This is a genomic window from Ramlibacter sp. AN1133 (assembly GCF_037890035.1).
In the GTDB taxonomy this organism is placed as follows: Bacteria; Pseudomonadota; Gammaproteobacteria; order Burkholderiales; family Burkholderiaceae_C; genus Ramlibacter.
The window spans coordinates 91,831-105,384 of record NZ_JBBKTQ010000003.1; the positions used below are offsets into that span (position 1 = coordinate 91,831).

8 protein-coding genes and 4 tRNA genes are annotated in these 13,554 nt (G+C 68.8%); 8 read left to right on the forward strand and 4 right to left on the reverse strand.

Features of this window, described 5'->3' with window-relative positions; translation table 11 throughout:
* The 7 genes from lon (at position 1) to WG923_RS05140 (ending at position 4,645) form a co-directional block, all read left to right on the forward strand.
* A complete protein-coding gene (gene lon / locus WG923_RS05110) occupies positions 1-2,415 on the forward strand; it encodes an endopeptidase La (protein ID WP_340349862.1) in 2,415 nt (804 codons plus the stop codon).
* Between the two features lie 95 nt (positions 2,416-2,510).
* A tRNA-Gly gene (locus WG923_RS05115) sits at positions 2,511-2,586 on the forward strand.
* A 58-nt stretch (positions 2,587-2,644) separates the two neighbouring features.
* Positions 2,645-2,718, forward strand: a tRNA-Cys gene (locus WG923_RS05120).
* Positions 2,719-2,729: 11 nt separating this feature from the next.
* Positions 2,730-2,805: transfer RNA gene (locus tag WG923_RS05125), tRNA-Gly, on the forward strand.
* Between the two features lie 119 nt (positions 2,806-2,924).
* Entirely contained in the window at positions 2,925-3,791 is an 867-nt protein-coding gene (locus tag WG923_RS05130) for a hypothetical protein (protein ID WP_340349863.1), read from the forward strand.
* Positions 3,792-3,830: 39 nt separating this feature from the next.
* Positions 3,831-3,921, forward strand: a tRNA-Leu gene (locus tag WG923_RS05135).
* A 97-nt stretch (positions 3,922-4,018) separates the two neighbouring features.
* A complete protein-coding gene (locus WG923_RS05140; protein ID WP_340349864.1) occupies positions 4,019-4,645 on the forward strand; it encodes a DUF6806 family protein in 627 nt (208 codons plus the stop codon).
* Positions 4,646-4,652: 7 nt separating this feature from the next.
* Here the strand turns inward: WG923_RS05140 and WG923_RS05145 are convergent, their stop codons facing one another.
* Positions 4,653-6,476, reverse strand: coding sequence for an AMP-dependent synthetase/ligase (locus WG923_RS05145; RefSeq protein ID WP_340349865.1), 1,824 nt, complete (start codon positions 6,474-6,476; stop codon positions 4,653-4,655).
* Between the two features lie 103 nt (positions 6,477-6,579).
* On the opposite strand from WG923_RS05145, the gene WG923_RS05150 reads away from it, so the two are divergent.
* Positions 6,580-7,881 (forward strand): MFS transporter, encoded by a 1,302-nt coding sequence (locus WG923_RS05150; RefSeq protein ID WP_340349866.1) that lies wholly within the window; start codon positions 6,580-6,582, stop codon positions 7,879-7,881.
* A gap of 92 nt (positions 7,882-7,973) precedes the next feature.
* Here WG923_RS05150 and WG923_RS05155 read toward each other — a convergent pair whose 3' ends face one another.
* From WG923_RS05155 to WG923_RS05165, 3 genes are all read right to left on the reverse strand, one after another.
* On the reverse strand, positions 7,974-10,553 hold the full coding sequence (locus WG923_RS05155) for an Ig-like domain-containing protein (protein ID WP_340349867.1): 2,580 nt from the start codon (positions 10,551-10,553) through the stop codon (positions 7,974-7,976).
* Between the two features lie 350 nt (positions 10,554-10,903).
* A complete protein-coding gene (gene murI, locus WG923_RS05160) occupies positions 10,904-11,758 on the reverse strand; it encodes a glutamate racemase (protein WP_340349868.1) in 855 nt (284 codons plus the stop codon).
* Positions 11,759-11,805: 47 nt separating this feature from the next.
* Positions 11,806-13,359 (reverse strand): fumarate hydratase, encoded by a 1,554-nt coding sequence (locus tag WG923_RS05165; protein WP_340349869.1) that lies wholly within the window; start codon positions 13,357-13,359, stop codon positions 11,806-11,808.
* Positions 13,360-13,554: the final 195 nt, after the last annotated feature.

Consider the following 13,554-nt stretch of genomic DNA (forward strand, 5'->3'; position numbering starts at 1 on the left):
ATGTCAGGACATACCCCCTTGCCTTCTGACCCGATGGACCTGCCCCTCCTGCCCCTGCGGGACGTGGTGGTGTTCCCCCACATGGTCATCCCGCTGTTCGTCGGCCGCCCCAAGAGCATTAAGGCGCTGGAAGCCGCGATGGAGGCCGAGCGCCGCATCATGCTGGTCGCGCAGAAGGCCGCCGCCAAGGACGAGCCTTCCGTGTCCGACATGTTCGAGGTCGGCTGCATCTCCACCATCCTGCAGATGCTCAAGCTGCCCGATGGCACCGTGAAGGTGCTCGTCGAAGGCCAGCAGCGGGCCCGCGTCGCCAAGATCGTGGACGGCAACAACCACTTCACGGCCACCGTGATGCCGGTGGAATCCGGCGGCACGGACGCCAAGTCGGCCGAGATCGAGGCGCTGCGCCGCGCGGTGCTGCAGCAGTTCGACCAGTACGTGAAGTTGAACAAGAAGATCCCGCCCGAGATCCTGACCTCGATCGCATCGATCGACGATCCGGGCCGGCTGGCGGACACGATCGCGGCGCACCTGCCGCTCAAGCTGGACAACAAGCAGGTCGTGCTGGACCTGGCCGACGTCAAGGAACGCCTCGAGAACCTGTTCGAGCAGATCGAGCGCGAGGTCGAGATCCTCAACGTCGACAAGCGCATCCGCGGCCGCGTGAAGCGGCAGATGGAGAAGAACCAGCGCGATTTCTACCTGAACGAGCAGGTCAAGGCCATCCAGAAGGAACTCGGTGAAGGCGAGGAAGGTGCCGACATCGAGGAGATCGAGAAGAAGATCAAGCTCGCCAAGATGCCCAAGGAGGCCAAGAAGAAGGCCGACGCGGAACTCAAGAAGTTGAAGCTGATGTCGCCGATGTCCGCGGAAGCGACCGTCGTGCGCAACTACATCGACGTGCTGACCGCGCTGCCCTGGGCGAAGAAGACCAAGATCAAGCACGACCTCGCTTACGCGGAGCAGGTGCTCAACGAGGACCACTGGGGCCTCGAGAAGGTCAAGGACCGCATCCTCGAATACCTCGCGGTGCAGCAGCGCGTGGACAAGGTCAAGGCGCCGATCCTGTGCCTGGTCGGCCCTCCGGGCGTCGGCAAGACCTCGCTGGGCCAGTCGATCGCCAAGGCGACCGGCCGCAAGTACGTCCGCCAGGCCCTGGGTGGCATGCGCGACGAGGCGGAGATCCGCGGCCACCGCCGCACCTACATCGGCGCCATGCCGGGCAAGGTGCTGCAGTCGCTGTCGAAGGTCGGCACGCGCAACCCGCTGTTCCTGCTCGACGAGATCGACAAGCTGGGGCAGGACTTCCGCGGCGATCCGGCGTCGGCGCTGCTGGAGGTGCTGGACCCCGAGCAGAACCACACCTTCAGCGACCACTACGTCGAGGTCGACTTCGACCTGTCGGACGTGATGTTCGTGGCGACCTCGAACTCGATGAACATCCCGCCGGCGCTGCTGGACCGGATGGAAGTCATCCGCCTCTCGGGCTACACCGAGGACGAGAAGACCAACATCGCCATGCGCTACCTGCTGCCCAAGCAGATGAAGAACAACGGCGTGAAGGAAACCGAGCTGCTGGTCGAGGAATCGGCCGTGCGCGACATCGTGCGCTACTACACCCGCGAAGCCGGCGTGCGCTCGCTGGAACGCGAGCTGTCCAAGATCTGCCGCAAGGTGGTCAAGGGCCTGCAGCTGAAGAAGATGACGCCGATGGTGAAGGTCAACGCGGAAAACCTCAACGACTTCCTGGGCGTGCGCAAGCACACCTACGGGCGCGCCGAGGCGCAGAACCAGGTCGGACAGGTGGTGGGCCTCGCGTGGACGGAAGTGGGCGGCGACCTGCTGACCATCGAAACGGCGCTGATGCCCGGCAAGGGCGTCATCAGCCGCACCGGTTCGCTGGGCGACGTGATGAAGGAATCGGTGGAGGCCGCGCGCACCGTGGTGCGCAGCCGCTCCCGTGCGCTGGGCATCAAGGACGAGATGTTCGAGAAGAAGGACATCCACATCCACGTGCCGGATGGCGCGACGCCCAAGGACGGCCCGTCCGCCGGCGCCGCGATGACGACCGCGCTGGTCTCCGCGCTCACCGGCATCCCGGTGCGGGCCGACGTCGCGATGACCGGCGAGATCACGCTGCGCGGGGAAGTCACCGCGATCGGCGGCCTGAAGGAGAAGCTGCTCGCGGCCCTGCGTGGCGGCATCAAGACGGTGCTGATCCCCGAGGAGAACGCGAAGGACCTGCAGGACATCCCCGAGAACGTGAAGAACGGCCTCGAGATCGTGCCGGTGAAGTGGATCGACAAGGTGCTGGAAGTCGCGCTGGAGCGGCAGCCCACGCCGCTGACCGACGAGGAAGTGCAGGCGGCCGCGCCGGTGGCGGAGAAGACGACGCCGGTGGCGGTCAAGCACTGAGGTTGATGGCCCTGGGCCCCCGCCTGCGCGGGGGCGCAGTTTTTCAGCCTCCAGTCAGGAGGCTCGAAAACTGCGGCTATAATCTTGGCTTCGACGCGGGAATAGCTCAGTTGGTAGAGCGCAACCTTGCCAAGGTTGAGGTCGCGAGTTCGAGCCTCGTTTCCCGCTCCAGATTCGTCAAAGGGACGCCAGCCGGCGTCCCTTTGCATCTGATGTCCTCGGGCAATGGGGCGCGTTAGCAAAGCGGTTATGCAGCGGATTGCAAATCCGTTTAGATCGGTTCGACTCCGGTACGCGCCTCCAGACAAGTCGATGCGGGAGTAGCTCAGTTGGTAGAGCGCAACCTTGCCAAGGTTGAGGTCGCGAGTTCGAGACTCGTCTCCCGCTCCAATCGCAAAGGGAAGCCCGAAGGGCTTCCCTTTTTTGATGTCCGTTCCTTGATCCAAGGCACAGCAGGCGCAACGGACCCGACCATACTGAACAGGCTGGCTACCCAGGGAGTTGGAACCATGTCTGCTCAGAGGTTCTTGCGCTGCTGCGCCCGCATCGTGGCGCTGGTTTCGTTCTTGATGCTCGCCGCCTGTGGCGGTGGAGGGGGCGACGTGGTGGGTGTTCCTCCGGACGTCACTCCGGCCGACGTCACCCCCCCGACGCTCAGCCTGGTGACCAGTTCCCCGATCTCTGTCACTTCTTCGGTAACGATCGCCGCCGATGAACCACTTGCCGACGCGCTTCGGGTCGAGGCCGTGGGTTATGCGCGCGAACAGCGCGGCACGGCGGCCATCCTGGGAAGCACGGTGACCCTTGCGGCGGACCGGCGCTCGCTCGTGTGGAGCAACCCTGCGCCGCCGCTGCCCTATGACTGGGTGCTGGTCCTGAATGTCACGGCGCAGGACATGAGCGGCAACACCGGCACCGTGACAGTGTCGGTCACGACTGAACTGGAACCGGCGCCGCCGGGCTGGCCGCCGTCCACGATCGCGCCCGTCGGCACGAAGGTGTTCGGCGCCCATCAGTTGCCCGCCGCCTGCGACACCTGGCGCTCGGCCTGCTGGCAGCAGTCGGTGGCGAATGGCTCGGTCAAGTTCGTCACCCCGGGACGGGGAGGACCGCGCTCCGTGGTGATCGCCTATTTCCGCAACACCGCCAGTCGCGACGGAGTCACCGGCCTGTGGAACGTGATGCCCTTCTACCTGGATAACGGGGCGCCGTTATCGGGCGACATCCAGAGCAGCGGCTTCACGACCGAGGTCGACTACGTCGTCGGATCCGCCGAGGGCGTCATCCTGCACAACGCGGGCATGCCGACCTGCACGGAGCTGTTCTACGGCGGCTCCGGCACCCTCTGGACGCCGCGCGGCGTGGCCTGCCCGTAGGCCGCGGAGGTGCCCGCCGTGCGCTACAGTCGGCGGGCCGCCTCGATGGTGAAATCGGTAGACACAGCGGACTTAAAATCCGCCGCCGTGTAATAGCGGCGTCCGGGTTCGATTCCCGGTCGGGGCACCAACGGGGGTTCCATGGAGCCCCTCGCCGCCCCATCCATTCACGGCTCCAGCCAGATGAAACCCTGCCGGTTCGGTCCACAATAGGGCCGGAGAGCATCATGTCCCAATACGACGCCCCCTTCGAAATCCACGTGCACGGCGATGTGCCGTTGCGCACGGGCGTGACCTACGCCCAGCTGCAGGAGGCGCTGAAACCCCTGTGGACCTATGCCGGCGCCAAGTCGCTGGCCGACGGCGCCGAGAGCGCCTACGAGGAAGAGCCCGGCATCAAGTTCGACGCCCCGGAACGCCTGCTCACCATGTGCTGGACGGTCGCGGGCGACCTCGACTTCCGCCAGCAGCTCGACGAGATGTGCATGAGCCTCAACGAGCTCGCCGAGGAAGGCGCGGCCATCGAGGTGACCTTCTACGACGCCGAGTTCGACGAGGAAGAGGCCAGTCCCGAGGACGAGTCGCGCGACGACTTCCTCATGCTGTTCGTCGGCCCGACGCCGGCGGCCATCATGCAGGTCCAGCGCGACCTGCTGGTGCAGGACGTGGTGAACCTGATGGAGCGCCACTTCGAGCCCACGGAACTCGACGGCGTGGTGGGCGAGATCGACAAGCTGTTCTCCAAGCGCTTCGACGCGCTGGTGAGCTCGCTCGAGCTGGGCAAGCCGCCGCGCGGCAGCGGCGGCGGCCCGTCCGGCCACGGCGGCGGCCGGCGCCCGCGCCACCTGCACTGAGCGCGCCTCAAGCGCGCGCTTCGTACAGCGTCGCTATCGTCGCCGCAAAGCGCTCCTGCAGCGCGCTGCGGCGCAACTTCAGCGTGGGGGTGATGAGGCCCTCGTCGGTGGTCCAGGGCTCCAGCGTGAGCCACACCTGGCGCACCCGCGCGTACGAGGGGAAGCTCGCCACCCGCTCCTCCAGCCGCCCCAGCACGGCGCGCCGCACCTCCGGCTGCTGCAACGCCTCGGCGCTGTCCGCATCCACCTGCAGGCTCGCGGCCAGTGCGCGCCAGGTTTCGCGATTGAGCACCACCAGCGCCGCCACGTAGGGCCGCGCCTCCCCCAGCACCATCACCTGCTCGAACAGCGGATCCTCCGCGATCGCCATTTCCAGGTCCGCCGGCGGCACCTTCTCGCCGGTGGAGGTCACCAGGATCTCCTTGATGCGCCCGACGATGGAGACGTGCCCCGCGGCGTCGATGTGGGCGATGTCCCCGGTGCGCAGCCAGCCGTCCTCGCCGAGCACCTCGGCCGTCTTCTCCGCATCCCGCCAGTACCCCAGCATCACGTTGGGCCCGCGCACCAGCAGTTCGTCGCGATCGCCCAGCTTGAGCTCCACGCCCGGAATCGGGCGGCCGACGGACTCCGGCACGTTGTCCTCGAACCGGTTGGCGGTGACGATCGGCGCGGCTTCCGACAGGCCGTAGCCTTGCAGCAGCGGCAGGCCCAGGCCCACGAAGCAGTGCGTGAGCTTGTGCGACATCGGCGCGCCGCCGGAGACGGCCAGGCGCAGCCGTCCGCCCAGGCGCGACAGCAGCCGGTCGGCCACCAGGTGCCGCAGCACCGGCCACATCAGCGCCGCGAGCGGGCCGGGCGGCTCGCCGCGGTGCTGTCCCGCCTCGAAGCGTTGCCAGCCGATCGATTCGGCCCAGTCGAACAGCTGGCGCGCCGGCGCGCCGCGGGCCTGCAGGTCCTGCTGCATGCGCGCGTAGATGCGCTCGTAGATGCGCGGCACCGAGATCAGCACGGTGGGGCGGATCGCCTGCAGGTCCTCGGCGAGCTCCTGCACCGAGCGCGCGTACGCCACCGCGCTGCCGGTCGCGATCGCGGCGTAGTAGCCCACGGTGCGCTCCAGCGCATGCGACAGCGGCAGGAAGGACAGGAACAGGTCCTCGCGATACACGCGCACCGTGCGCAGCACGCCGTCGATGTTCGACAGGATGTTGCCGTGCGACAGCATCACGCCCTTCGGCCGCCCGGTGGTGCCGGAGGTGTAGACGATGGTGGCGAGCGCGCCCGGATCCTCCGCCGTGGCGGCCGGCGCCTCCGGTGCATCTTCCAGCCACTCGCGCACGTGGCGCAGCGTGGCGTCGCCCGCGGCGGGACCCAGGCACACGACGCGCGCCAGTGCGGGGAACTGCGGACGCAGCGCCTCCAGCGCCCGCCAGCGCGCCTCCTCCTCGAGCAGCAGCACCCGGGCGCCGCAGTGGCCCAGGATGTAGGCGAGGTTGCCGGCGCTGTCGGTGGCGTAGAGCGGCACCACGACCAGCCCCAGCGACAGCGCCGCCTGGTCGTAGCACACCCACTCGAGGCTGTTGCGCAGCAGGACCGCCACGCGCTCGCCGGGCGCGAGCCCCTCGCGCGCGAGCGCGGCGCGCCAGCGGCCCACCAGCGCCTGCGTCTCGCCCCAGCTGACGCTGCGCCAGCCGCCGGTGGCGGCCTCGAACTGGCGATAGGCCTCGGTGTCCGGCGAGCGCTCGCAGCGGCGCGCGAACAGCAGCGGCAGCGTCGGCGCCTCCGCGAACGCGATCGGATCGAAGGTGGAAGGGTGGCGGTCGGCCTCCTGCATGTCCGTGTCCTGCGGGCGCCATGGGGGCGCCGCAGGGATCAACTTAGACCCGGCGCCGGCGGCGATACTGATGGAGATCAAGGCTCCGCTATGCTTGCCGCCCATGGCCCTGTTCTCCCAGGACGCCCTGAACCCCGGGGTGCGCAAGCGCGAGGTGTTCGGCTGGGCGATGTACGACTTCGCCAACTCCGGCTACACCACGGTGGTCATCACCGCCGTCTTCGCCGCCTATTTCGTCGGCGGCATCGCCCAGAAGGCGGAATGGGCCACTTTCGCCTGGACGCTCGCCCTGAGCATCTCCTACTTCATCGTGATGGTCACGATGCCCAGCCTGGGCGCCTACGCGGACCTGCGGGCGGCCAAGAAGCGCATCCTCGCCGTGGTCACGCTCGGCTGCGTGGTGAGCACGGCGGCGCTCGCGCTCGCCCGCCCCGGCGCGGTGGGGCTGGCGATGGTCCTGATCGTCGTCTCGAACGTCTTCTACAGCTACGGCGAATCGCTCACCGCGGCCTTCCTGCCGGAGCTGGCGCGGCCCGAGTCGCTCGGCAAGGTGAGCGGCTGGGGCTGGGGCTTCGGCTATTTCGGCGGCATGCTGGCGCTGGGCATCTGCCTGGCGTACGTGCTGTGGGCGCAGGGGCACGGCATCCCGGCGTCGCAGTTCGTGCCGGTCACGATGCTGGTCACGGCGGCGCTCTACGGGCTGGCCTCCATCGCCACCTTCCGGCTGCTCACCGAACGCGCGCGGCCGCAAGCGCAGGCGCTGCGCGAGGGCGGCTTCGCGGCCTCGCTGCACCAGCTGCGGCGCACCTTCGCGGCGGCCCGCCGCTACCGCGATTTCATGTGGCTGCTGGCCTGCGCCGTGTTCTACCAGGGCGGGGTGGCGGTCGCGATCACGCTGGCGGCGATCTACGCCGAGAGCGTGATCGGCTTCCAGCAGCAGGAGACGATGGTGCTGATCTTCGTGCTGAACCTCGCGGCCGCCGGCGGCGCCTTCGCCTGGGGCTACCTGCAGGACCGCATCGGCCACAAGATCGCGCTGGGCAGCACGCTGGTGGGCTGGGTCGCCACCTGCGTGATCGCGGCCCTTTCGCAGACCAAGGGGCAGTTCTGGTGGGCCGCCGCCATCGCCGGCCTGTGCATGGGGTCGAGCCAGTCGGCCGGCCGCGCGCTCGCGGGCATGTTCGCGCCGCCGCGGCAGCTCGCCGAGTTCTACGGGCTATGGACCTTCGCGATCCGGCTCTCCAGCATCGTCGGGCCCCTGAGCTACGGCGCCATCACCTGGGCCACGCAGGGCAACCAGCGCCTCGCCATCCTGAGCACCGCCGTCCTGTTCGTCATCGGCCTGGTGCTGCTGCTGAAAGTCGATGTGGCCCGGGGCCGCGCGGCGGCCCTGGCCGCGCCATGAGAAAAGGCACCGGCCTTGCGGCCGGTGCCTCCGGGTCGCCGCTCTTCGCGGCGATGCCATGACGGCGTCATGGCACAGGGCGCCACAGGCGCTTATTTCTTCAGGATCGTCGCCGTGCCCGCGCCGCCGAGGACCGGCGAGCTGGAGAACACCTTCACCGAGGTCGGGACCTTGAACCAGTAGCTCGTGCTGGTCGGGTCCTTCGCGGTGCCGGCCGCGAAGATCTGGTCGAACAGGAAGTTGCCCGCGCCGTCGAGGGTGACCGTTCCGAGCACGCACTCCGGGATGGTCGCCGTGCCGTTGCAGGTGATGCCGCTCGCGCGCGTCTTGCCGTCGGCGTAGACCACCGTCAGCGTCTGGCCTTCGCGCACCGTGTCGGCGCCGCTCACGACCCAGCGCGCCTGCGCCGCCGTGTAGTCGGACTTGGTGAACGAGATCGTCTCCGCGGTCAGCACCGAGACGCTGCCGCTCGCGGTATTGGGCGACAGCGCGCCGGCTGCGTCCTTCACCTGGAACACGATGTTGTACGTCCCCGTGGCCGTCGGCGTGAACGTGACGCGGCCGTTGACCGGCGTCGGCCGCGCGCCCAGCTGCGTCGGCCAGCTCACGATCACGGCGTCCGTCAGGTCCGCGGCGCCGTCCGGGTCGGTGGAGGCCGACATCAGGTTCATCGAGTTCACCTTGTTCAGCACCGCCCCGCCGGCGACGTTCGCCGCGAAGGGCAGGTCGTTCACCGGGGTGATGTTGATGGTCAGCAGGCCCTGGTTCGACACCTTGCCGTTGACGGTCACCGTGTACGGGATCGAGTCCGCGCCGTTGACGTTCGGGTTCGGGATGTACGTCACCACGCCGTCGGCGGTGAGGTTGGCGATGCCGAGGCGCGGCGCCTGCCCGGCGACCGTGACGGTGCCGAGGCCCTGGCGCACGAAGTCGCGCAGCAGCGTGACCTGGCCATTGACCGTGATCGTGTCGTTGCCGATCAGGTCCACCTGCAGCGACTGGCCGGCGCCGCACATGTCGGAGGTGGTGGGCGAGCAGTCCTCGAACATCGTCGCCGTGTCGTTCACGGCCACCGGCGTGCCGATGGTGGGCGGGGGCGGGGTGCCACCGCCGCCGCCGGTTCCACCCGTGCCGCCGGTGCCGCCGGTGCCGGCGGGCATGCCGAGCGCCGTGTCGGTCGCCAGCAGGGCGGCGCCGCCCTTGGAAGAGGAAACCTGCAGCGTGGCGGGAGAGGCCATCAGCCCCGTCACCATGGCGGCGTTGTTGGCGAGGTCGAGGCCGGTGCCCGCGGCCGCGGCGGTGGCCACGCCGGGTGTCGTGGCGTCGGCCGGGCCGTAGCCGACGAGCGTCAGCACTGCGGTCGGGTCGCTGGACATGGCGTTGACCGACAGCGTGCCGTTGTTCGGGCCGTCGAAACCGGCGGCGCTGATGGTCACGGTGTCCGTCACGCGCTGCAGGTAGTAGGCGGGGACCGTCTGGCCGGTCGCATCGCGGGCCGAGGAGTCCATGATGCAGACGTGCGTGGGCGGCACGCCGCCCGGCTGGCTCTGCGCCCAGAACGTGGTGCCCTGCTGCGCCATCGCATGCGAGGTGCCGGCGGGGGCGCCGTAGGGCGGCGGATGGACGACCATGCCGTCGCCGTCGACGGTGACGGCGCCGGCGCACGGCACGTCGAAATAGGACAGCACGGGCATCGCCGGCGGCAGCACGGGCTGGGCCGGCAGTCGGGCCTGGGTCGTCGGCGAGGCGCTGGCGAACACGTCCAGCACCGTGAGGGTACCCACCGCGTCGGCCTTGTAGGCGGCGCGCGTGGGCGTGACCTTGCCCGGCAGCGTGCCGGTCATGAGGCGGCCGCCGATGGTGAAGTTGTTCGCGCCTTCGAGCGTGTAGAACACCGGGCCGTCGTGCGTGACGGAGGGCTCGCGCACCTCGATGCGGAAGGTGTTGTGGTTGCGCGGGCCGAAGGTGCCGTTGGTCTCGTAGGCGATGAAGTCGGGCAGTGTGCTGCCGGTGACGGGGCCGATGCGGCCGGGGTCGGCCAGGTACTTCTTGCCGGTGCCGGGGTCGGCCGTGGTGCCGCCCAGGGCGATCAGCGCGTCGTAGAACGGATCGGTGCCGGGAGGCGCGGTCTTGAGGTCCGGCAGCGGGGGCACTTCGTTGCCGCCCGGGAAGGGCGCGGGCAGCAGGAAGGGGCCGATGGCGGTCTTGAGCGTGCACTCGAAGGTGTTGACGCAGGCCAGGCCGATGTCGGTGGTGACGAAGATCTTGCCGCCCGCGACCTGGTCGACGTAGGTCGTGTCCGAGTAGGGCGTGATCACCCGGTAGTCGCCGTCGAAGGGCAGGTTGGGCACCACGATGCGCAGGCGCCCGAAGGTCACCTGGTCGCCATCGACCGGTACGTTGTTGGCGAACGCGGCTTCCATCGCGATCACCAGCTTCGCGCGCAGGCCGGTGCCGGCGTCGCGCATGTCGTTGGTCGCCGCGTAGTAGAAGTGCTCGGGGCCGTAGGACGTGGGGAAGACCTCCGGCAGCGTGCCGCCGAGGATCGTGCACCAGCCGCCATTGAGCTCCGCTCCGTTGAGCGGATCGCAGAACTCCAGCGTCACGCCGGTCTTGTCCTGGAACCAGGCCGGGAAGCCGCCCACGGTGGACGCCTTGTTGATGGGGCCCATGCGTTCGAGGACGGCGTGAGCGGGAGCGGCAGCCAACGCAAGGAGCGCCGCCGCAGAAACCAAGCTGCGTTTGGGTAATTTCATTCCGAGTCCCTCTTGTTCGAAAGTGCCCCACCGGCCGGCTCTTTCAGGCCCTTCTCCTCAGGCCGTATGCGCGGATGGTTGCGCCGGTGTACCAACGGTTACGCAAATGGCGTACCACCGGCGACGGCGGACATTCGGCCCGTTCGGGCCGGAAGCTCGGGTGAAATTCCCCTACGTTGGGGGCGTGCGCTCCCCAACCTTTGGGGGATCCGCCTGGGCCCTTTCGTGCCTCGTTGCGAGGCACGGAGTGCGCGGGCGGGAAGACCCTAAAGGGCCGGCGCCGCGGCTGTGCAAGCGGCGGCGAGCGGCAGCCTGTGCGCGGGGGGATCGCCGGCTGCGCCGTGCAGGCCCAGCCAGCGCGATGCCGCGGCCTGCAGCGCCTCGGGGCGGCCGGTGGTGCGCCACTCGACCCTGCCGCCGCCCTGCGGATTGAGCAGGCCCTGGGCCTGAAGCAGGCGTCGGGTCTGGCGGGCGACCGGCTCGCCGGTCTCCACGAGCCGGATGGAAGGCCCGAGCAGCTCCTGGAAGATCTCCGCCGCGAACGGGTAGTGCGTGCACCCGAGCACCAGCGTGTCGATCTCGCCGGGGCCGCTGCCGAAGCAGCAGATTTCCACCGTGTAGCGGCGGCACAGCTCGCGGATCTCGGCTTCGTCGCCGGACTCGATCGCGGCGGCCAGGCCGTCGCAGGGCACCAGCACGAAATCGGCCTCGTCGCGCAAGGAGGTGAGCAGGGCGTGGAACTTGGCGGAGGACAGCGTGCCGCGCGTGGCCAGCACGCCGACGCGGCCGGTCTTCGAGAGCGCCGCCGCCGGCTTCAGCGCGGGCTCGACGCCCACCACGGGCAACTGCGTGTGCTTCGCGCGCAGCAGGTGCACCGCGGCGGCGGTCGCCGTGTTGCAGGCGACCACGAGGCCCTTGATGCGGTGCTGCTCCAGCAGGTCCACCGCGATCGCCAGCGAGCGGCCGGAGACGAAGGCCTCGCCCTTCTCGCCGTAGGGCGCGTGCCCGGCGTCGGAGAAGTAGACGAAATCCTCGCGGGGCAGCTCGGCGCGCAGGGCCCGCAGGATGCTGAGCCCGCCTACGCCGCTGTCAAATACGCCGATGGGTCGATCGCGGTCCATTCCCGCAACTCTACGGCGGGGTTTCCGGCGGCGCTTGTGAGACAGTTTCAGGCTGCGGCGACAGGAATCTTCTTGAATTCGCCGGTCGCGATCTTCTTCGACCACTCCGCCGGCCCGGTGGTGTGCACGCTGGTGCCGTTGGCGTCCACCGCCACCGTGACCGGCATGTCGACCACGTCGAATTCGTAGATGGCTTCCATGCCCAGGTCGCCGAAGCCCAGCACTTTCGACTTCCTGATGGCCTTGGAGACGAGGTAGGCGGCGCCGCCGACGGCCATCAGGTAGGCCGCCTTGTGCTTGCGGATGGACTCGATCGCCTCCGGGCCGCGCTCGGACTTGCCGATCATGCCGATCAGGCCCGTCTGCGCCAGCATCATCTCGGTGAACTTGTCCATGCGGGTGGAGGTCGTCGGGCCGGCCGGGCCCACCACCTCGTCGCGCACCGGGTCGACCGGGCCGACGTAGTAGATCACGCGGTTGGTGAAGTCCACCGGCAGCTTCTCGCCCTTGGCCAGCATGTCCTGGATGCGCTTGTGCGCGGCGTCGCGGCCGGTGAGCATCTTGCCGTTCAGCAGCAGCGTCTGGCCCGCCTTCCAGGTGGCGATCTCTTCCTTCGTCAGCGTGTTCAGGTCGACGCGCTTGCTCTTCTGCGTGTCGGGCGCCCAGTCGATCTTCGGCCACAGGTCGAGGCTAGGCGGGTCGATGTAGGCGGGGCCGGAGCCATCGAGCTCGAAGTGCGCGTGGCGGGTGGCGGCGCAGTTGGGGATCATCGCGACCGGCTTGCCGGCGGCGTGGCAGGGGAACATCCTGATCTTGACGTCCAGCACGGTGGTCAGGCCGCCCAGGCCCTGCGCGCCGATGCCCAGGGCGTTGACCTTCTCGAACAGCTCCAGGCGCATCTCTTCCACCTTCGACAGCTTCTCGCCGCGGGCCGACTTGGCCTGCAGCTCGTACATGTCGAGGTCTTCCATCAGCGCTTCCTTGGCCAGCAGCACCGCCTTTTCCGCGGTGCCGCCGATGCCGATGCCCAGCATGCCGGGCGGGCACCAGCCGGCGCCCATCGTCGGCACGGTCTTGAGCACCCAGTCGACGATCGAGTCGCTGGGATTGAGCATGACCATCTTGCTCTTGTTCTCGCTGCCGCCGCCCTTGGCCGCCACCGTCACTTCCACCTTGTTGCCCGGGACCAGTTCCACGTTGACCACCGCGGGCGTGTTGTCCTTGGTGTTCTTGCGCTCGAACTGCGGGTCGGCGACCACCGAGGCGCGCAGCGTGTTGTCCGGGTGCAGGTAGCCGCGGCGCACGCCCTCGTTGACGGCGTCCTCCAGGCTGCCGGCGAAGCCTTCGAGCCTGCAGTCCATGCCGATCTTGAGGAACACGTTGACGATGCCGGTGTCCTGGCAGATCGGGCGGTGGCCCGTCGCGCTCATCTTGCTGTTGGTCAGGATCTGCGCGATCGCGTCCTTCGCCGCGGGACTCTGCTCGCGCTCGTAGGCGCGGGCGAGGTGGGCGATGTAGTCGGCGGGGTGGTAGTACGAGATGTACTGCAGCGCCGCAGCGACGGATTCGATCAGGTCGGCGGCCTTGATGGTCGTGGTCATGGCTTTGAGGGGGTGAAGCAGGTGCTTTCGGCATTATCCCACCCCTGCTGAGCAGGCCCTTACACTCTGCCCGCCACGTTGGCAACGCTTGCTTCCGCACGCAACGACCTGCAGGGCTGTTCGCCGAGGCGTCACCACTGCCAATGGCTCCTGGGCCAGTGACTGCGGCCGTTGCGATCGCGCCTCAGCCCGGGA